Raw genomic sequence first — 19,401 nt, forward strand, 5'->3', positions numbered from 1 at the left:
CCTCAGGAGAAGAGTTTTTGAACAGCTTCTATCGCGCCAGCTATAGTTGTTATCAGTCCTCCGACAGTAGCAATGCCATCAAGAAAAGATTTTGCAGTTTTGAGATGATCAACTATTGTCTTTTTATCTGGGTGTGACTCCTCTGCTTCCTGAATAGCTTTTGTGATTTGATACTCAACATCTGTAGCTTTCTTTTTATCAAGAAGACTATTCTGCTGAGCTTGATTTACTTCTTCCTTCAGTTTTTCTAGCTCTGACACGAGATCTACAGGACTTTGTACCGTTCCCCAGTTGATATCTCGTCCAGCATTGTACTGGCTTCCTGTGATTTTCTGTCCACGTTGATCAAACTGTGCCATGAATCTCTCCTTCTATTCGATAAGAAATAGGTTATTCAGGCCAAACGAAATCGACAGCATTTTTATGCAGATTATTTCGCCGCTTTTGATAGCGCCTTGTGGTTCGAGGATCTTTATGCCTCGCCCCATCCTGGACGAGCGCGAGATCTGCTCCTCCCTCAAACGCCAAGGTGATGAAGCTGGCTCGCATTCCATGCGGAGACATCACGATCCCGACAACTTGCGCGCGCTGCTTCACGATACGCCCAACCTGATTGGGATGAAGCGGTCTCTCTTGGGGATGATCGCCTTTGCGAAAGCTAATAAACAGCGGTGCTTCTGGAGCAGCACACGCTCTGCCAACTGCCTCTAGATAGTCGTCAATCGCCTGTCGGACTTCAACCGGGAGTTTGGCAAGGCCCCGCTTCTTGCCTTTGCCATGCCGAATGATGACAATATGATAGCCTTGTTCCATCATGAGATCGCCAATGGTCAGAGCCACTGCTTCAGCGCGACGAATGCCCGTGCGCAGGAGGAGCATGAGAAGGGCATTGTCCCGCTTGCCGAGGGCAGTGCGGCGATCAATAGCGTCGAGAAGCGCCTTGGCTTCCTCACGCTTCAAGGCGTGGGGACTTTCATCATCGCCTGTTTTGAACCCGCGAACACCCTCTGCTGGATTCTTCAGCAGGAGACCACGCTGAACGGCTTCATCGAGCAACCGCCTGGCGACGGCCCACATGCGCGCGGCAGTCGATTGTGCATAGGTTTCTGCCAGATGAGTTCGATAGGCCACCAGATTATCTCGATTCAATGAGGTGAGGGAGAGGTCGCGGCCAGCAAGCCAGTGGGCAAAATGTTTGGCATCAATGGTGTAGGTCTTGCGTGAGGAGGGAGCCAACTGCCCGGCGACATTCTGCATCGTGGCCGCCATTGGCGGAGCCAGAACGATCGCTTTGAGTCTTGTCGCAGGTGTTCGATGCATTTCTTTGCTCTTTTTGCTTAGATTGTAATGATCAAGAATGCCGCTGAAATAGAGGTGCTAAAGTGTCTTTTACCACCCCTATTCTACCTCAAGAAACGCCCCAATTACTAGTATTTGCTCTATAAATTTTCGAGTGTCTAGTACTGTTGGTTACAAAAACAATTCCTCTTTTACTCTGTCTATCGCGCTTGCTACAATCCAGCCGTGAGCCTGGCTCACCATGTATTTGTAGGAGAACGTACCCGTATGAAACGACAATGGACCGATGAGGAATTGGAGGCGCACTTTACCCTTCATTCCACTGAACTCGATCTGGTGGGAGACAGCAAAACCGATCGCAATCTGCTCGGCTTCGCTGTCTTGCTCAAGTATTTCCAGTATGAAGGACGCTTTCCCTCGCAGAAGCAGGACATTCCCGCCGCTGTGACACGCCATATCGCGCACCAGCTCGGCATCGCTACGGAAGAACTGCTAGCCTATGATTGGGATGGCCGCATGATCAAAACCCATCGTGCGGCCATCCGTGCATTTCTGGGTTTCCGGGAAACGACCAGACAGGATGAAGAGGCGCTGGTCTCCTGGTTGTGCCAGGAGGTGCTGGGTGAGCAGCAGCAAGAGGATGCACTCCTGGCCGCTGCCTACCAGCATTGCCAGAAGCAGCACATTGAGCCACCTACTCCCGACCGCCTCTCCCGCTTACTTCACACCGCACTGCATCGCTTTGACGAGCAGTTCTGTGCGTCTATCTCCCAACAACTCACACCAGAAGTTCGAGCGCGCCTCGATGGGTTGCTGACAACCATCATCTCAGAGGAACCACCTTCTGCGGAGGCAAGCATAGAAGCACCACCAGATCAAGAGGGGGCGACTCCTGCTCAGCGATATCGATCCGTCTGGCAATCGCTCAAACAGGATGCCGGTCAGATGAGCCTGGAACATATGCTGGAGGAAATCGCGAAGCTGGAGCGAATTGAGCAGCTTGGCCTTCCGGCGACGCTTTTTGCCCAGGCTTCTCCGAAACCGTTGCAGCAGTACCGCCAGCGCATTGTCGTTGAAGAAATCCATGAAATTCGCCGCCACCCAGATGCCCTCCGCTGGACCCTGCTGGCTGCCTATTGCTGGCTGCGTCGGCAGGAGATTATTGATATCCTGGTCGATTTACTGCTCGACATGGCGCACCATTTGACGACCAAAGCCGAGCGACGGGTCGAGCAAGCGTTTGTCCGTGAGATCAAAAAAGTGTCCGGGAAAACCAATCTGCTCTTTCGCCTTGCCGAAGTCGCCATTGATCAGCCTGATGGCACCGTTCGCGCCGTCATTTTTCCGGTTGTGCCAGAGCAAACGCTGCGCGACCTGGTCAAGGAATACAAAGCGACCGGGACCGGCTATCAGCAAAAGGTTCAGAAGCTCATGCGTTCCTCGTACAGCAAGCACTATCGGCGCATGATCCCGGTCATCCTGAAACATCTGGAATTTTGCTCGAACAACGAGGTCCACCGACCAGTCGTGCGTGCGTTAGCACTGCTCAAAAAGTACGTCGATATTCCCAGCACCCAGGTCCATTTCGCCCCCACCGAGGACATTCCCCTGGATGGAGTGGTGCCAGGTACCTGGCGCTCCGCCGTCGTGAAACAGGATGCGAAGAGCAAGACGGAGCATGTCAATCGGATCAACTATGAACTCTGTGTCTTGCAAACGCTGCGCAACACGGTTCGCACGAAAGAGGTTTGGCTCAAGCACGCCAATCGTTTCCGCGACCCCAATGACGATCTGCCGAAGGACTTTGAGAGCAAACGCCAGGGCTACTACGAAGCGCTCCATCAGCCGCAAGATGTAGAAGCATTCATTGCACACGTGCAACGAGACATGACGGCGGCACTGGAAAAGCTCAATCGAAATCTGCCAACCAACCCCAAGGTTCAGCTTTTGCCAAAGAAAGGCGGCTGGATTTCCCTCTCCTCGTTAGAACCGCAGCCGGAGCCCCCGAACCTGAATGCCCTGAAAGCGGCGTTGTTCAGGCGCTGGTCTGTGATCGATTTACTTGATATCTTGAAAGAGGCCAACTTTCGGACCAATTTCACCGATTTCTTTCCCAGTCCGACGCCCCGCGAGCATCTGGACCCGGCTACGCGTGATATGCGTCTCCTCCTTTGCCTCTTCGGGCTGGGAACCAACATCGGGCTCAAACGAGTCAGTGCGGGTGATCACGGAATCAGTTACCGGGAGCTTGTCTATACCAAACAGCGCTTGCTGACCCCAGAACACCAGCGAGCCGCCATTCGCGCCGTAGCCAATGCCACTTTCCAGGCGCGACTTCCGCACATTTGGGGCGAGGCCACAACGGCTTGTGCCTCTGACTCAAAGAAATTCAGTGCGTTTGCCCAGAACCTGCTCACGGAATGGCACCCACGCTATCATGGGCCGGGAATCATGATTTACTGGCATCTCGAAAAGAAGGCGACCTGCATCTATTCCCAATTGAAAAGCTGTTCCTCGTCGGAGGTCGCAGCAATGATCGAGGGCGTGTTACGCCATTGCACCGAGATGGCTGTTGATCGCAATTACGTGGACACTCATGGGCAGTCGGAGGTTGCTTTTGCCATGTGCTCACTCCTGGGTTTTCGACTGCTTCCCCGCCTCAAGGGCATCCATCGGCAAAAACTCTCGCTGGTCGAAGCAGGCGATGCCGAAAAGTATCCCAACCTCCAGCTGATACTGCGGCGCTCGATCAACTGGGATCTCATCCGGCAACAATATGATGAAATGATCAAGGTCGCGACGGGCCTTCGGCTCGGCACAGCAGAAACCGAAACCATTCTGCATCGCTTTACCCGCAATGGTGTCCAGCATCCTACGTATAAAGCCCTCTCAGAGCTCGGACGAGCGTATAAAACCATCTTCCTCTGCGAATATCTCAGCAGTGAGGCACTGAGACGCGAGATCCACGAGGGGCTCAATGTGGTGGAGAACTGGAATGGTGCCACCAATTTTATTCTGTACGGGCGGCATGGGGAATTTACGACCAACAGGCGTGAGGGCCAGGAGTTGACCATGCTCTCACTCCACCTCCTCCAAGCCAGTCTGGTCTATATTCAGACTCTTTTGCTTCAACAACTCCTGGCCGATCCCACCTGGATGAACAAGATGACGAAAGAGGATCTTCGAGCGCTTACACCCTTGATCTACAGCAATGTCAACCCCTATGGCACCATTCACCTCGATCTGACAGAGCGTTTGGAGATTGAAAAGGCTGGATAAAGGTAAAGTGGCCCGCGTTGTCAAGACAGAAAAATCGGTAGAAATAAGAGCTACTTTCCTCCTTTGTGTATTTTCTTTACAGGCATCAAAGATCCTTAGTAAGCCAAAGAATGAGGTCGTGGTCGACTGTGACCGTCTCCCCCTGTTGAAGTGGTCGCTGCCCCTGGCACGCCCCTCGTCCGTCGGGAACATAGCCGCGCTTGGCATACAGCCGCTGCGCTGGCCCATACTCATCAAAGAGACCAACCGTAATGCCTGCCTGAGTGGCGCGAGTGGCGATCAATTGTTCTGCCGCATCCATCAAACGTGAGGCGATCCCTTGTCTTTGGAACTGCGGGAAGACCCCCAGATGATGGATCAACGGAATGTTCTGCTGCCGAAACTGCGGATTCTTCGATTGCCAGCGGATGGTGAGATAGCCGGCCAAGCTCCCTGCGCTCCAGGCCAGGAAGGTGTCGGCCTGCCCTTGTGCATGTCCGGCGAAATGGCGGTGAGCTTCTTCTGGATGGGCAGGGTAGACTTGCTCGGTAAAGAGTTGGATGATTTCGGCCAGCTCTGTCGGAGCAACCCGCTTGATATGGAGATCGGCCATAGATACCACCTTTCTTCTGATGCCCGTGCTGGGCCTCCGTTCGATCCCGTCAGATGCCAGCGCGACCTCATGCTCGATCTCGGTCTCGCTCGTCCCTCGAAACCGACGCAGGAACCGCGAAGTACCGTTCAGCCGGGGTCAGGTAACCGAGTGCCTGATGGGGACGCTCATGATTATAGAACTGAAAATAGCCGGTTAAGGCTTGCCATGCCTCACGAGGTGAAGCGTAGTCGTGAATGTAAACCTCCTCATACTTGACGGTGCGCCATAAGTAGGGTAGGCACCCGTCGAGGTACATTGCTGCCCTTTTACGAATGCCTCCCTCCAAACCCGGCATGCAAATTTCTCTGCACCGGGCTTTCCAGCATTATCGGAGGATTTCCGTTCGTGAACGTGATCGTTTGTGTTTCAATGGCCGTCCGGCATGCAAATCCAGATGGCAGGTGCGGCAAAGGACCAGTGTCTTACGGTGACGGGCTGCCATGATTTTTGCCCAGCTTGGCTTCTCTTGGCCCTCATACTTGTTCAGATCTTTGAGGGCCCGAATATGGTGCACCTCAATACGATCTGTCATACGGGTCGCCCCGCAATATTCACAGACTTGGGCCAAGAGCCGCTGTTCGAGTTCCGATCGATCATGCCAGATTTGCTGTGGCTGGTCGTCAAGCGTTGTTTTGATATCCCACTGCAAGGGGATGCCTCCCCAGGCCGCTACCAATGGCTTTTTTCCCTCACGGGCAATGGTGACTTGTAATCCTTTGTAGGTTTTTCCATCGACTTGAAGCCGTGTTCGGTACTTCTGGTAGATGTGTCCTACCGAGGTTTTGTGTTTGGCCGCCAACGTTTTTGTCAGCGATCCTTCCATTGCCTTTTTGAGGGTGTGGAGTCGATGCAGATTGTAGGCATATCGATAGTAGTTGACTATCCCTCGGTATTCAAGCTGATAAGTCGAGATGATTGTGTAGTCACTCTCCTTGAGCAGTTCGGTTCGATGGATAGGTTTGCCTCGTTGCTGGTAGCGTTTACGTTTTTCCATGACGACGGCTCTTGGGACACGCAATCCCACTTTTCCGTTAATACTCCGGCGTTTGAAGCCAGCTTTCGTCCGACTCTGCTTGGTATCACTTTGCATGGTGGTGATTTCGTAGCCCAGAAAGCGAGCAGCATCACTTCTTGCGTGAGTGATGAGCGTCTTCTCTGAAGAGAGTGTGAGGTTGAGTTCCTCGCTCAAGAACGCTGTCAGTCGTCGTTTGATCTCTTCTGCCTCACGCTTTGGCCCCGTGAATGCGAGGCCGAAGTCGTCGGCGTAACGAACATATTTGAGCCGTCGGTAGTCCGGATCTTGCGGATCTACGGAGGGAAGCTTCTGGAGTTGTTTTCTCACTTTGAGAGCAGCCTCCTTCTGCCCATTTCTCAGCAGGTTATGCATCTGTCTGTGGAGTTTCACATACTCCTGGTTAAGCTTTCTTTTCTCTCCTCGTGTGTACTGTGGGATGAGAATGGTTTCCACAAAGGTGTCCAACTTGTTGAGCAGGATATTGCTGAGTATTGGACTCAGAACGGAGCCTTGTGGTACTCCGCTGAGTGTCTGATTGAATCGCCAGTCCTCCAGATATCCGGCCCGAAGCAGTTTTTCCACAAGGTAGAGAAAGCGTCCATCGTGAATGTTTTCTCTCAGCGTTGAGAGGAGAAGGTCATGCGATAATGAACCGAAGCAGTCGGAGATATCGCCCTCGATAATCCAGGTTGCCGATCCCCAGGTGTGATAGATTTCCTGTAGAGCCGTGTGACATCCTCGTCCTTCCCGAAAACCGTGGGAATGCTCGCTAAATTGAATGTCATAGTAGGCATGCAGGATCTGGCGAATTACTTCCGCCAGTAATTTGTCACTCCAGGCGGGTAGGCCCAAGGGACGCTTTTTCCCATTTCGCTTTAAAATGTAGATCCTGCGTGCGGGTTGCCATTGGTACCGCTCGGAGCGTAACGCTTCGATAATGGTATCAATTTTTTCGAGCGACATCGCATCAGCAGTTTCCTCGCTGATGCCTCTTGTCGTCGCGCCCGTATTCCTGTAGATCTTCCCGTAAGCGGTCAGGTAGAGCTGCTTGTTGAACAGTTGTCGGTAAACGCGCTTGAGAGGTAATCCTCTTTTGCCTCGTTCACGCAGAAGTCCCAGGTACGTACGGGGTGTTTGCATTTCGCATACCTTTCCGTGTATGGACTTCCTAATACCTTCCCTGTGCATCGTGATCAGCGATACACTCTGGCCTACCTTCGTAGGCTGCCCCTTCACTGGCATTGCCAGTATGAAGTAGACCGCCAGCGAGGTACTGATGCTGTCCCGACCTGCCTGATATTTCAGGTGGTTTCCTGGACTCAGCCCTTTTCCAACGGTCTCTTCCCGAACCCAGCGGGCCACTTTCATGGCACTGTGGCTCTCCAGAACCCTTTGCCTCGTTGCGCAAAGATCGTGTGGCCCATCCAGGCCAACCTCTGCCGCTGAGACGAGTTCCTGGGACCCTTCGCCCTGTCTGTGTCTTTCTCACAGGCCCCGGCGGAGCGTGACTTCCGCGACTACTTCGGTCCCTCTGTACCCATACACCTCGCGGTGGTTAGGGCAACCCCAAGTTGCCTCCAAGAATCTCAGTTCGTGCTCCAGGTGTCCTTTACGTCTTTTCCCGTTCCGTACGGGTAGGCTTCGACGGAAGCTTTGCAGGGAAATAGTACCGTTCCCGGCAACGTCGAACACAGGCGCTAGTACCGTGTCCTGTGGGCTGCCCCAATTCCGCCTTGACTGGGCTTCAGACAATCAGTCTTCACCATACACGACTTACCTGATCGGCCTCTGGCCCCTGGTACTGGGACTTCACCGACCTTCCTGACAACATGCTACGGTCCCCTCATATCTTTCGACTGAAGGTAAGTTGCTGGTTTATCCACTTCGCTTCAGTGGACTCACCCCGACGGGTGAGAGAGGTTCTTGTGCCACATGGGCGCACTACTATGGGGGTTCCGTCGCCCTGCGCCTCGCGGCGTGTAGGCGATCCCGAAGTTCACCCATTCCCCTGGTCCGCACGTAGGTCCGTTGTTCGGCGGTTGGCTCGATCCTTTCGAGTCCCCTTGAGAGAAGCATTCGTGATGACGAACGGCTTATCATCACGATCTCAAGCAGAGGCAATAGCACCATGACCCTCTGGTTGTTCACCTGCAACAGGTCGCCTGACGTTGGCCCAATACAGGGCTGACCCTATGCGGACTAGCTCGCGCAGCCTCTTGGGAGAGAGTGCTTCCCGCACTGCGCTTTCTTTCCATGCTACAGTCCCCTTTGGCTTTCGCCGCCAGGTAAGGAAGTGCTTTAACCACCTGTGCTTCAGTGGTGTTGGACTCATCCAACGAGGAGAATGAGTGCTCATCGGCGCACACGCTCCGTAAAAATATTGTCCAGGGCTCGCCCTTTGCCATCCATGCTAATCTGCACCTTGGCATCCAGCAAAAGTTGGCAATATTCTTGACTGGTAAAGTGGCTGCCCTGATCACTGTTGCAGATCAGGGGCACCGCTTGCTTCAATGCCCGCTGCATGGCAGCCAAGACAAAAGGCAACTCTAGCGTCTGATCCAGTTCCCAACTGACCACGTAGCGCGAGTACCAATCCAGGATCGCCACCAGGTACATCCAGCCCGCGTGGAGGCGAATGTAGGTGATATCGATTCCCCAAATGTGATTGGGATAGGCGCTGGTGACGTGGCGCAGTAAATACGGATAGACTCCTTCCTTCTGGTTCCGCTTACTCAGATTCGGCCCCGGATAGATAGCCGCAATGCCCATCTCCTGCATATATCGCGCGACCGTTTTCCGATTGATGCTCATCCCTTCTCGCTGCAACTGCGCCGCAATCTTGCGGGAGCCATAAAAGGGACACTGCGTGTAGATTTCATCGATCCGATGTTTGAGCCACACTTCTTCAGCGGAAGGTGGCCGCGGCTGGTAATACAAGCTTGCGCGGCTCAGGCCCAGTAGATCGGCTTGCAGGCTCAAGGGCAGCTCTCTCTCTGCTCGCTCCACCAGTGCCACTCGTTCCCCCCGACTCAGAGTTGTAACTTTTTTTTAAGCCAACTGACCTGTGTACTCAACTTGCCAATTTCGGCGTACAACTCGCTCAATTCCTGCTCATGCGCCCTTTTTAAGTCTGCCGTGGTATCCTGCCTCTCAAAGAGGCTAGGCAACCCTTCTAAGGCGACGGCTCGCCAATTCTTCAGTTGGGTCGGATGGACTTCATATTCGCTGGCAATTTGGGCCAGCGCCTTCTCTTCTTTCAAGAGTTCTTGTACGATTCGCGCTTTGAACGCGGCTGAATACTGTTTTCTCATCATGCTTGAGTATATCTTATTTCAGCCTCTTCCCGTGTCTAAATTCTTAGGGCCAGTATAGATGCGGAATATCCTGATCTTTAGTGGTTGTCTCTATAGTCTGGTCGCCGTGTTTGTGGCCTTTAGCGTGTTTGTGATGACTTGGGAGTGGGCAGGTCCAGGCATGTTCTTACTGACGCTCCTGCTGGCTGTAGCCCTGGGGTATGCTGCCTACAGAGGCAGGCTTGCCTGGAAGGCGCATGGAGAGAAGCAGATCGCGAACATGACACCTATGGAGCATCTGAATTCCTATAACCCTATCTGGTCGCGTGTGGAGGTTCAGTCATATAGGCCTGCACGAGCCTATTACGGCGAGAGTCGTGTGTCACTGGATGATGAGCTTGCAGCTCAGCAGGCATACGACGAAGAGATGCAAGACTATGAAGATGCTCGTGAATTCTGGGAGCAGCATCATATCGGTCCTGAGCCACTGTGAAGAAGGCAAGGCACAAAGAACCCCTGGAGCTACCTACATAAGCTACCAAGGGTTTCTCTATTATTCTGGGTCCCAGGGTTCTTCCCACTGCTCGCGTGGTGCCAGGAGCTGACCGCATGAATTGTACTCCCGGCCACAATGTTCACAGGTGTTGGTGAAGTGCGGTAGTTCGAGGGGTCAATCGTGACATTACGGTCCTGAACACGATCCTCTTGATGCTGAAGAGAGTCCGCGAGAATGAGGCCGGTGGAAATGGAGACGATAAGGTCCATCAGGTGAAGGAGGTGCTGGTTGGCTCGCTCAAGGGGCAAAAGGTGTTGATCTTCACGAGCTACCATGACACCGCTGCCTATTTGTATCAACAGCTCCTTGAGGATACCGCTTGGCAGGAACAGGCCGGCCAGCCTGCGCTGGGCATGATTAGCGGGAATACCAAGCCGGAGGAGCGTCGTAATCTCATCGAGCGCTTTGCTCCGGTGGCTAATCGTCCACCCGAGATCCCGGGTGATCAACCCTGGCGACCTGATGGTTCAGAAATCCAAGTACTCATCAGCACCGATGTCCTCTCAGAAGGGCAGAACCTGCAAGATGCAGGGGTCGTCATCAACTATGATCTGCACTGGAATCCTGTGCGTCTTATCCAGCGTGCTGGGCGTGTTGATCGTATTGGCAGTTCCTTCGCGCACATTCTGCTCTACAACGTGTTTCCAGAGGCGGAATTGGAGAGTCTCCTCGGTTTGGTGCAGAAGCTCTCGACACGCATTGCACAAATCGACCAGACGGTAGGACTGGATGCGAGTGTTCTGGGTGAGGTCATTTCGCAGCGCTCATGGTAAATGAGGCCAAGAGCAGTCAAATTTTGAGGTCACGAGTGATCAATCAGCACGAAGAGTGATCAATATACTTATTGTCGTTTGAAAAAGCGCTCCCTATTTAGCTTCATCCATCGGCATATTGTAAATGAAGAACTTAGGCAATAGCCAAGTGTTTAGTATTGGCCCTTGAGTATTAACGGACCGGAATACCACGCTAAATGCTTAGCGTGGTATTCCGGTCCGTTAATACTCAAGGGCCAATTTGCGGTATCGCGATGAGCTAAACATAAATAGCATTAAATATCATTATTTGTGTTTTATGTTAGGTTATGCTAGAATTTCGGTATACATGTTCTCTCCCGGGAATGAGCATACTGAACATGTAACAAAGGATTGAACAAGCCACGCAAAGGAGAATAGGAATGTAGGAAAAAACTGGTTCTTTCGATCCCTGACATAACCTGTGAGGGCTCTGTGAGCAACGTCCAGCAATCGCATCAATCGCTCGCTGGTGGGTGTAATGTGCGTATTGATCTGTCGACGAAAACGGTGCATTTGCACTATCAGCCCGATCAGCTTTCACACAGCCAGATCGAAACGGCGCTGGCCATAGCATCGCATCGTAAATACTCGCGTGAGGAGAGGAAATGTTGAGCATCTTGCTTTGATTGTTCTGAACAGCTCTCATTTTCATGAGCAAGAGGTGCTGATACGTCTCTTGCTTCAAATCAGCAATGGAGGATGCATATGTGGAAATGGTCTTTAGCAGGGATAACGTTGGTGATGGCACTGCTCCTGCTCGCGGTTGCCAGTCCAGCCGTCCACGCGGCCAGTGGGAAGAAAGGATCGGTATCCCGTCCAGCCGTCCACGCGGCCAGTGGGAAGAAAGGACCGGTATCCCGTCCAGCCGTCCATGCGGCCAGTGGGAAGAAAGGATCGGTATCCCGTCCAGCCGTCCATGCGGCCAGTGGGAAGAAAGGATCGGTATCCCGTCCAGTCGCTCATAGCATCGCGAGAGGCAGAAGTGTCACTCAGTCCTCTCTGAGCAGTACCTCGACCCTTGCGTCTACTCATGGAAACAGAGCAACACGATCCAGATCCGGTACCTATGTGGTGGGGCCCAAAGACAGTTTATGGGTGATCGCCGCCCGCTTTTACGGATCGGGCCAGCAGTGGCAACGCCTCTATCAGAACAACCGGAGCATCATTGGTAGCGATCCTCGGATGATCCACCCGGGACAGCGGCTGGTGCTCCTCCAGTAAATGGGTAGTAATGGACAAGCCGCACGTCCGCCGCAGTGCTTCAGGGCACACACAGTTCATCACGACTTGGGAGCAGTCATGAGGACTCGTCGCTGAACACCCCTTTTCTGTACCAAGCACGGAGTGGGCGTTCTCCTGACCCACTCCGTGTTTGATCTGCTGATCCCAGTTGTGATTTTACGCTGCCATTGGTAATGCTTTGTGAAGCAATTCGTGGCAGAACTTCACGCTGTTAACGCCGATGGTATACGCCTTGAGTATTAACGGACTGGAATACCACGCTAAGCGCTTAGCGTGGTATTCCAGTCCGTTAATACTCAAGGGCCGTATTGCTCTCGTCTGGTTCCGTCTCGGTTGAAACAATGTGGGCAGAGTAGCGGTTTTCGCTCTACATCTTCTTCTGTGCGTGGATAGGCTTCAGCGTGGTTGCTGGTAAATGACATCCGAAGCGGGGAGGTTTTGCCCTCCGACGTAAGCACTTGCCCTTCCATGTGAGCACTGATACACGCGTTTCCTGGAAAAACCGCTTCTCATCCAGGGATGCATCGGAGAAAGTTGTAAATAAACCACTCCTAAATAGGAGCGAACGATTTCTTCTGGCGATTACCTCGCCACTTTTCCCTTCGAGGTCCTACCTGGGGTAGAGCCCATATAATAAAAAGAATAAAGCATTTCAGGTGTTTGAGCAGATAGAGAAGATAAATTAGCCTGATAAAGGAGAACGAAGCGCTTCGCGAGTAACAGATCAGGAAATGAATGAGCACAAAGCGTTTCGGTCTTTCGGAATCAAGCCGAAGCTCGGACATGGCGAAGGATTTCATCCACGACGCTGACAAGCGGCTGTGTTGCATCTAGTACGATGCCGCTGCTGGGTATGTCTTCTTTCGTTTGATGCAAGCGCGCAATGATTTCCCGTTCCTCTGGTTTTCCGCCCCAGTCAGTTGGGTCCAGTGCCACTCGCTCATCAATCCGCCGGAGACAGGTGTCAAGGTCGACCTCAAGAATAAACACGCCATCTAATAACTCGAGGAATTTGGAAAAATTCCTCGACCCACCGCAGAAAAAGGTGACCGCCTCATCCTTGTTAGCGATTAAGGCTTGTACTTTCTCTATATCCCAAAGGGGGGACTTGTGGCGATCAGACGTGAAGATATCCGTTGGCGTACCCGTTTCCAGATCGCCTTGATACCTCAATTCCCGGTCACCATGAATGGCCTGGTAGCCACGACGCTGTAATTCTGTGCAGACCGACGTTTTGCCTGTGCCGGAGACTCCCTCGATAAGATAATTTCTCTTACCCATTCCCATTGTCCTTTTCTGGTAAATGATGTGAAGAGTGAGCAGGTTTTGGCCTCAAGGGTTGGCATTTGCCCCGAAGGTTGAGCAGTACAACCATTGATCGGAGGAGGAACCGCCTCTGAAGCCGTTTGCAGTGCGCCGTTTTTGTAAATTCGCGGTGATAAGACCTCCCTTATCACCCCTAAAAGGGAAAATGATAATTACTACCAGCAGTATGGTTCATACTTTTGGTTAATTGTCCAGGCTATCAAGGGGGATTTTATCCGTCCACGTTGTTGGTATTGATGAGCCCAAATATTCTTTCGTCAACGAACTGGTTGTTCGCATATTGACGATCGCGGAGGCGTCCCTCTTCCTGAAAGCCGAGCTTTTCGAGCAGGCGTGTGGAGGCGAGATTGGGATACGCAACCTGAGCTTCAATGCGATGCAAATGGATGTGTTCGAAGCCGAACTGAATAATCGCGGTCAAGGCCTCTGTCATGATCCCTTTATTCCAGTAGTGTTTTGAGAGAATATAGCTCAGGGCTGCATTTCGATTATCGGCATCCCATGAATATCCACAGTTGCCGATAACCCTGTTCTCTCCCTTCAATATGATGCCCCAGCGTAGTGCTTCATGTTGAGCAAAGCGCCTTCGATGACGCTCAATACTCTTTTCCGCTTGTTCTAGCTGTGTCATCGGGGCTGGATCGTAGTAGCGCATAGTCTCTTCATCGGACAGAAAGAGGAAGGAATCCTGCGCATCCGTTGCTGCGAGTTGCCGTAAGATCAGGCGTTCTGTTTCTAAGGTCGGAAAGGTGTGCAGGCGGATATTTAAGCCCATGATGATTATACTCTCCTCAAGTGTATTTTCGATAGAAACATGCGAATATTATATACTATCCTTTTGATTTAGTAACTCATATACTAATTGTTAGGAGAGAAGAGAGAAGGCAAAAGCTCATCTCTTCTCGACGATGGAACTAACAGGAGAGCCTTTGTCGTGACATGCGGCCTGTTGACCCTAACGGTGACCGCCTTGAGTAGACGGCTCTCTGTCCATCAGGATGGCAAACGACCATTGGGCTTGTTGCAGCGTTTGTCGCAGAGAAGATGACTGCCGATCCAGCGTGAGTTCTCGCTTCTCCTGAAAGGACAGGACTCCTGTTGCGACGACCTGGGTGGAGCATGGATGCATGCGAGAACCAACTCCATGAGAAAGGAGAAGGCTGATCATGTCCAACAGCAATGTTGTCCCGACGCCGCCAGAACCGGCATCTCTTCGGTATGTGGTTGGAATCGACATTGGCAGTCAAACCTGCGCCATGTGCTGTTTGACTCCTGAGAAACGGCAGGTCTTCAAACCAAGCACCTTTGCCAATACGAGAGAGGGCTTTGACTGGCTCTTTGAGAAACTCGCGAGCCTCAAGAGCGATCCCTCCTCGATTCTCGTTGGATTAGAGGCGACCTCGCGTTACGGAGAAAATCTTTCGCAGGCCCTGCTCAAGGCTGGATACCGGCTTTGTCTGTTGCATCCGGCTCAAGTGCATGCCTTTGCGCAGCAGCGAGGCCTGCGTGCCAAAACGGATCAACTGGATGCCGGCACCATCGCACGCGTCTTGCTCAGTGGGGAAGCCCGCTTTGGCTACTTGCCCGATGAGCACACTGGGACCTACCGCGAACTGCTTCGCTTGCAACAACAACTCAGTGAGGATGTGGTCCGCTACAAAAACGAACTGCATGCGCTTCTGGTCGTTTTGTTTCCTGAGTTCGTGCAGGTGTTTGCCGACTCAACACGCCCCACCGCTCTGGCAGTCCTGAAGCGCTATCCCAGTGCTCAGGCGGTCGTGGACGCCGGGGTCGAGCAGCTGTCTCACCTCTTGCATGAGTTGGCTCCTCACCATTATGGCCGCCCAACTGCTCAAGCTCTTTTCGCCTTGGCTCAGACCTCGATTGCCAGCGGGGTGGCGGTGATGGCACGCTCGAAAAGCATGTCGATTGTGTGTGATCAGCTGGAGCATACGCTCATCAATCTGGCTCAGCTTGAGCAAGAAATTGATCAGCTGCTGACCAATGATCCCCAGGCCAAGCGCTTGCTGGCTGTTGCCGAGTTTGGACCACTGACCGTTGCAGTGCTGCGAGCCGAATTGGGGGACGTGCAGCGCTTTGCCCATATGGATCAAGTCGTGGCCTACGTTGGGTTGGATATCCAGGTGAAGCAGAGTGGGAAATGGAAAGGACAAAGCAAGCTCTCCAAACGGGGGAGCGGACGAGTTCGTCGCTTGCTCTACCTGGCTGCCTTGCGCTCGCTGCATGAGAAACACTCTCCCTTCAAGGACTACTATCAGCGTCTGGTGGATCGTGGCTTGAAAAAAGGGACGGCTTTGGTTGCCGTGATGCGAAAAATGATCATCGTGGGTGTTCACCTGCTCAAGACCCAGGATCTCTACGATGCGAACAAGGTTGGCATCCAATAGGTGAGCTAGCCGCGCGGCTAGCTCACCTATTGGATGCGCCCCCCACCCCCCGAGGGAATGCGGTGGGGTTACACCTGGAAGGTTTCCAGGCGCTCGGGGGAGAGATTGTGTCTTTTCCCGTCAAGCGAGAAGAAATCCCCCCAAAAAGGGACTTGACAAATGTTATGGCTTCTACTCAGGTATCTCTCCTCTCAAAGGAAGTGGTAACTACTTGAGGGCCTTCCTTCGTCAAAAACACTTGTTACCTTGCCTTAAGAAAGAAGCAACAAGGAGAGTGATTCAATTTTCTGGCCGAGAGTTTGCACTATTTGGAAGCATCAATCTTTGCATGCGCTCCCCAAGCCAGCCTCCAAATGCCCCAATAGTCGCACTGAGAATAAATGAGAAGAAGAGGAGTGCAATAGAAGAAGCAATAAAATTTGAGAGGAACGGTGCAGACGGGATATGGAAAGAGGGGTTCTCCTGGAGAAGCCGGTTATTGGCCTGTACTCCTTGATAAATAAATATCGAGCTAACCATACGGTTCAATAGCAAAAACCAGAAAGCAGTCCAGAGGCTGGCAGTCATAGCTGTGCTTGCCTTCCCAGTGTGCCTAAAAGCCACAATACTGATGCAGAAATCAACAAGGCCCAAAGAAAGCAATAGGAAAGGCCACTGGCTCTCTCCCTGAAACCTTGATGCAAACATGCCATTGGCGAGCATAAAGTTCAGCATCGTGGGAAATGCCCCTGATATGCTCCGCGGCAAACCTCCAAACTCTTGCATGCCGCGAACCTGGAGCCAGATGAGTAGGCTGGTGATGATGATCGCCAAGATCAGACCACACGTCAGGCCGTAGACAAAAGCGACCCGGTCAAAACGAGTTGCTGGTTGCGATGATCGTGGTTGGTTGAGAAACTGATTGAGAACGTTTTTCATCATTCCTCCGTTTTCCTCCGTTTTTGTCACTCCTCAGGTTCCCCATGCGACAGGGAACGGGGAACCTGCAACGACAGCAACCATGGCTCCAAAGAGAGAGCGACCTTGTTTGCGCATGGTAGAGAGATAGCTACGGATGACACAGAAGGCTGTAGCCCCTTCGGCACTGCGAAAGGTCCCAGAAATTTTTTGCTGCACTTTCATCATCCGCAAATCTCGCTCCGCAAGGTTATTCGTAAAGGGCACAGTCAGATCCTCCAGAAAGCCGAGGACCTGGTCAGCTCGCTTCAAAAGAGCATCCAGCAAATTTTTTGATGCGTCCTGTTTTTTTCGTCCTGGTCGCTTTGGCATGATACCGTGTTCAGGAGGCGCTTGGGCCGAGTGAGCAGCAAACCCAGAAACGAGGACCGAAAAATACTGGGCAATCCAACTCTCTCGTTCCTCTTGCGGGATCTCTTTGGCCCCCTGACCGCGCCACTGCTCTGCCGCTTTGGCCATGCTCAACAGCAGATCGAACATCTCTTGTGCCCAGGGCTGCTTTTCCTGCTCAGCAACATACAAACAGTCCCGTAAGAGATGAGCGCCACACAAGCTATGAGCACATGGGTAACGATCGTAGCTGGCCCAACGGTCGTGCATCATTCGTCCACGAAAGTGCGGCCAGATCCCAATGTGTTCCAACGCCTCTTGTCCTCGTTTGCGGTGCCAGGAGTACAAGGTCAACCAGCGCGTCCCATTGACATGCATCCAGTGCAACAGCCCTTTGACCCGAATGCCCGTCTCATCGGCGTGCTGCAAGGAACTCGCTAGGAGCAAGGTTTTGATGTGTTGGATCGTCGGTTCAAGCGTTTTGGCCGCTTTGGTAATCCAGTTGACCAGGGTTCCTTCCGACAGATGGCACTGACACAGATTGGCGAGAGCCTCACAGACGCGTTCCAATGGCAGTAACTGAAAGTGTGACAGATAGATCGCCAACGCTTGCACCCCAGGACCATATTGTGCCGGGGCATCCACGCCGAGAGGAAAGCTTCCTGGCGTCAGATGCTGGCAGGCTGGACAACAGACTTCTTCGATCTGGTGTTCTTGCACCAGCAAACGCAGTTCTGGCAAATCGTGCAGTTGACGGCACTCCTTTACCCTTCCCGTTTCCTCTCGCAAATCGCACTGGCAATGTCCGCAGTGCGTCGGGCGATGGGTAATCACTGTATCAGGAGTCAGCACTTGCATGAGCGTGTGCCCCTGGTGACCTTTTTGGCCCCCTGATCGCTTTCTCCTTTTTGTGCGTTGCTTCCCCGGCTTGCGCCCCAGGCCATCGCTGGAAGGCGGCTTGCTACTGTTGTGACTATCTTTCGCCAGCCGTCTTTCAAGTTCATCGATACGCAAGACCGCTCGCATCAGCAGCCCTTCCAACTCCTCAATGCGCCGATCTTTCTGCTCGCTTTCTTCCTTGAGTCGGGCATACGCATCTTTGAGTTCTGCATGCGCTTGTCTCAGTAGCTTTGCTTCTTCTTCGGTCATGCTTTTAGTTTATCAGCTTTGTCCAGTCCGCTCCAAAGAGACCTGAGTAGTTACTTGATTTATTTGGGAATTATTCGTTGAAAGAGGGTCTATGTGCACACAGAAGATTTTGTTCGTGAGGTTCGATGAGCCAGGCAAGGACCTCCTCCTTCATCCTTGCTCCAGTTGGCTATGTATCAGGAAGAGCTGTTTCCCAATGCTGAAGAGCAGGGTGATCGGCATACGGATTTCCTGTTTTTCTCCTTCCAAAAGCGTGAGGGGCGACAAGACCTCTCTTATCACCGCGAATTTACAAAAACGGCGCACTGCAAACGGCTTCAGAGGCGGTTCCTCCTCCGATCAATGGTTGTACTGCTCAACCTTCGGGGCAAATGCCAACCCTTGAGGCCAAAACCTGCTCACTCTTCACATCATTTACCATTTTCTTGATACGTAGAAGGTAATCTATTCGCGTCCAAACGCCCACGCCACCATCAGCGGGAACTCTTTTCGCCAGAACACGCCGCCGTGCGATCCGGTCCGCTCTTTCATGACAACGTCCGCACCTGCATCGCGCAGCGCGGCCGCCCACCTCGTCGCCTTCTCAAGGAAGAACGGCTCTTGCGTGCCGGCAACAAGGTACGTGCGCGGGATCCGACTCGGCATCACCTCAGTCGGTTTGTAGCCCGCACCCGGCGAGGCGCAGAAGATCGCACCGTAGACGTCGGGATGCCGGAGCCCAAGAGCGAGCGCGAGCTCTCCACCCGCCGAGGCACCGAACACCGCGGTGCGTTCAGTGGGCAGCGCTACTCCAAACCGCGACTCTGTCCATTGGCGCACATCTTCGACGAAGAACTTCTCATGTGCCGCGAACCGTTCAGCGTCAAAGACCGGTGAGTACTCCTGGAGTCGCAGATTCTCGTTCGTCAGCCCGTGTCCACCAACGATCATCGTGGGCGGGACGTCAGCTGCCTCGAGGAACCGGCCCCACTGCGAGATCCTCTGACCGTCACCGGCGAAGACAACTGCCTCGGGCGGATCTGGCGGGACGTACACCGTCACCTGCCGACCACCGTCGTAGTCGAACGTCTCGGTCACAAACTCTCCCGCGATTGCTCGGTCATTCATTTTCACACCTCT

The 19,401-nt window shown here is 52.9% G+C and carries 16 protein-coding genes and 2 pseudogenes; 6 read left to right on the forward strand and 12 right to left on the reverse strand.

Annotated features, from left to right (window positions below; genetic code table 11):
- Positions 1–2: 2 nt before the first annotated feature.
- Positions 3–359 (reverse strand): hypothetical protein, encoded by a 357-nt coding sequence (locus KRAC_RS51765; RefSeq protein WP_007921037.1) that lies wholly within the window; start codon positions 357–359, stop codon positions 3–5.
- Positions 360–390: 31 nt separating this feature from the next.
- Complete coding sequence (locus tag KRAC_RS51770; protein WP_007921038.1) at positions 391–1,320, reverse strand: tyrosine-type recombinase/integrase; 930 nt, start codon at positions 1,318–1,320, stop codon at positions 391–393.
- A 246-nt stretch (positions 1,321–1,566) separates the two neighbouring features.
- Here KRAC_RS51770 and KRAC_RS51775 point away from each other — a divergent pair, with 246 nt between their 5' ends.
- Positions 1,567–4,578 carry a Tn3 family transposase gene (locus KRAC_RS51775; protein WP_007921039.1) on the forward strand — a complete coding sequence of 1,004 codons (3,012 nt, stop codon included), beginning with the start codon at positions 1,567–1,569 and terminating at the stop codon, positions 4,576–4,578.
- Between the two features lie 85 nt (positions 4,579–4,663).
- Here the strand turns inward: KRAC_RS51775 and KRAC_RS51780 are convergent, their stop codons facing one another.
- From KRAC_RS51780 to KRAC_RS51795, 4 genes and pseudogenes are all read right to left on the reverse strand, one after another.
- Entirely contained in the window at positions 4,664–5,170 is a 507-nt protein-coding gene (locus KRAC_RS51780; protein ID WP_007921040.1) for a GNAT family N-acetyltransferase, read from the reverse strand.
- Positions 5,171–5,237: 67 nt separating this feature from the next.
- Positions 5,238–5,441 (reverse strand): annotated as a pseudogene (locus tag KRAC_RS77510) (integrase core domain-containing protein); the annotation flags it as partial.
- Between the two features lie 96 nt (positions 5,442–5,537).
- Positions 5,538–7,367 (reverse strand): reverse transcriptase domain-containing protein, encoded by a 1,830-nt coding sequence (locus tag KRAC_RS51790; RefSeq protein ID WP_052569361.1) that lies wholly within the window; start codon positions 7,365–7,367, stop codon positions 5,538–5,540.
- Between the two features lie 1,215 nt (positions 7,368–8,582).
- Positions 8,583–9,541, reverse strand: a pseudogene (locus KRAC_RS51795) (IS3 family transposase); the annotation flags it as partial.
- Between the two features lie 58 nt (positions 9,542–9,599).
- On the opposite strand from KRAC_RS51795, the gene KRAC_RS51805 reads away from it, so the two are divergent.
- From KRAC_RS51805 to KRAC_RS51815, 4 genes are all read left to right on the forward strand, one after another.
- Positions 9,600–10,013, forward strand: a complete 414-nt coding sequence (locus tag KRAC_RS51805) for a hypothetical protein (RefSeq protein WP_007921046.1) — start codon at positions 9,600–9,602, stop codon at positions 10,011–10,013.
- Between the two features lie 215 nt (positions 10,014–10,228).
- Positions 10,229–10,849, forward strand: coding sequence for a C-terminal helicase domain-containing protein (locus tag KRAC_RS51810; RefSeq protein WP_040447531.1), 621 nt, complete (start codon positions 10,229–10,231; stop codon positions 10,847–10,849).
- Positions 10,850–11,275: 426 nt separating this feature from the next.
- On the forward strand, positions 11,276–11,482 hold the full coding sequence (locus tag KRAC_RS68085; RefSeq protein WP_169461067.1) for a cation transporter: 207 nt from the start codon (positions 11,276–11,278) through the stop codon (positions 11,480–11,482).
- Positions 11,483–11,575: 93 nt separating this feature from the next.
- Positions 11,576–12,091 (forward strand): LysM peptidoglycan-binding domain-containing protein, encoded by a 516-nt coding sequence (locus KRAC_RS51815; protein ID WP_007921049.1) that lies wholly within the window; start codon positions 11,576–11,578, stop codon positions 12,089–12,091.
- Between the two features lie 786 nt (positions 12,092–12,877).
- Here the strand turns inward: KRAC_RS51815 and KRAC_RS51820 are convergent.
- From KRAC_RS51820 to KRAC_RS73045, 3 genes are all read right to left on the reverse strand, one after another.
- On the reverse strand, positions 12,878–13,393 hold the full coding sequence (locus KRAC_RS51820; RefSeq protein WP_007921051.1) for an AAA family ATPase: 516 nt from the start codon (positions 13,391–13,393) through the stop codon (positions 12,878–12,880).
- A gap of 256 nt (positions 13,394–13,649) precedes the next feature.
- Positions 13,650–14,213, reverse strand: a complete 564-nt coding sequence (locus KRAC_RS51825; RefSeq protein WP_007921052.1) for a GNAT family N-acetyltransferase — start codon at positions 14,211–14,213, stop codon at positions 13,650–13,652.
- A 180-nt stretch (positions 14,214–14,393) separates the two neighbouring features.
- Positions 14,394–14,567 (reverse strand): hypothetical protein, encoded by a 174-nt coding sequence (locus KRAC_RS73045; RefSeq protein WP_007912987.1) that lies wholly within the window; start codon positions 14,565–14,567, stop codon positions 14,394–14,396.
- Positions 14,568–14,604: 37 nt separating this feature from the next.
- Here KRAC_RS73045 and KRAC_RS64280 point away from each other — a divergent pair, with 37 nt between their 5' ends.
- Positions 14,605–15,846, forward strand: a complete 1,242-nt coding sequence (locus KRAC_RS64280; protein WP_007921054.1) for an IS110 family RNA-guided transposase — start codon at positions 14,605–14,607, stop codon at positions 15,844–15,846.
- A gap of 279 nt (positions 15,847–16,125) precedes the next feature.
- Here KRAC_RS64280 and KRAC_RS51835 read toward each other — a convergent pair whose 3' ends face one another.
- The 3 genes from KRAC_RS51835 to KRAC_RS51845 form a co-directional block, all read right to left on the reverse strand.
- Positions 16,126–16,659: a hypothetical protein gene (locus tag KRAC_RS51835; RefSeq protein ID WP_157508077.1), complete on the reverse strand. Its 534-nt coding sequence runs from the start codon at positions 16,657–16,659 to the stop codon at positions 16,126–16,128.
- Positions 16,660–16,797: 138 nt separating this feature from the next.
- Positions 16,798–18,282: an IS66 family transposase gene (gene tnpC, locus KRAC_RS51840; protein ID WP_007921058.1), complete on the reverse strand. Its 1,485-nt coding sequence runs from the start codon at positions 18,280–18,282 to the stop codon at positions 16,798–16,800.
- 444 nt (positions 18,283–18,726) lie between these two features.
- Positions 18,727–19,389, reverse strand: coding sequence for an alpha/beta hydrolase (locus KRAC_RS51845; protein ID WP_007921060.1), 663 nt, complete (start codon positions 19,387–19,389; stop codon positions 18,727–18,729).
- Between the last annotated feature and the right edge of the window lie 12 nt (positions 19,390–19,401).

This window comes from Ktedonobacter racemifer DSM 44963, assembly GCF_000178855.1.
Lineage (GTDB): Bacteria > Chloroflexota > Ktedonobacteria > Ktedonobacterales > Ktedonobacteraceae > Ktedonobacter > Ktedonobacter racemifer.

Bases quoted from the DNA above. Each gene is read 5' to 3' on its own strand.
- KRAC_RS51780 (WP_007921040.1), bottom strand. From the start codon at position 5,170: ATGGCCGATCTCCATATCAAGCGGGTTGCTCCGACAGAGCTGGCCGAA.
- tnpC (WP_007921058.1), bottom strand. From the start codon at position 18,282: ATGACCGAAGAAGAAGCAAAGCTACTGAGACAAGCGCATGCAGAACTC.
- KRAC_RS73045 (WP_007912987.1), bottom strand. From the start codon at position 14,567: ATGCATCCATGCTCCACCCAGGTCGTCGCAACAGGAGTCCTGTCCTTT.
- KRAC_RS51790 (WP_052569361.1), bottom strand. From the start codon at position 7,367: ATGCAAACACCCCGTACGTACCTGGGACTTCTGCGTGAACGAGGCAAA.
- KRAC_RS51820 (WP_007921051.1), bottom strand. From the start codon at position 13,393: ATGGGTAAGAGAAATTATCTTATCGAGGGAGTCTCCGGCACAGGCAAA.
- KRAC_RS51810 (WP_040447531.1), top strand. From the start codon at position 10,229: ATGCTGAAGAGAGTCCGCGAGAATGAGGCCGGTGGAAATGGAGACGAT.
- KRAC_RS64280 (WP_007921054.1), top strand. From the start codon at position 14,605: ATGTCCAACAGCAATGTTGTCCCGACGCCGCCAGAACCGGCATCTCTT.
- KRAC_RS51765 (WP_007921037.1), bottom strand. From the start codon at position 359: ATGGCACAGTTTGATCAACGTGGACAGAAAATCACAGGAAGCCAGTAC.
- KRAC_RS51845 (WP_007921060.1), bottom strand. From the start codon at position 19,389: ATGAATGACCGAGCAATCGCGGGAGAGTTTGTGACCGAGACGTTCGAC.
- KRAC_RS51815 (WP_007921049.1), top strand. From the start codon at position 11,576: ATGTGGAAATGGTCTTTAGCAGGGATAACGTTGGTGATGGCACTGCTC.
- KRAC_RS51805 (WP_007921046.1), top strand. From the start codon at position 9,600: ATGCGGAATATCCTGATCTTTAGTGGTTGTCTCTATAGTCTGGTCGCC.
- KRAC_RS51825 (WP_007921052.1), bottom strand. From the start codon at position 14,213: ATGGGCTTAAATATCCGCCTGCACACCTTTCCGACCTTAGAAACAGAA.
- KRAC_RS51770 (WP_007921038.1), bottom strand. From the start codon at position 1,320: ATGCATCGAACACCTGCGACAAGACTCAAAGCGATCGTTCTGGCTCCG.
- KRAC_RS51775 (WP_007921039.1), top strand. From the start codon at position 1,567: ATGAAACGACAATGGACCGATGAGGAATTGGAGGCGCACTTTACCCTT.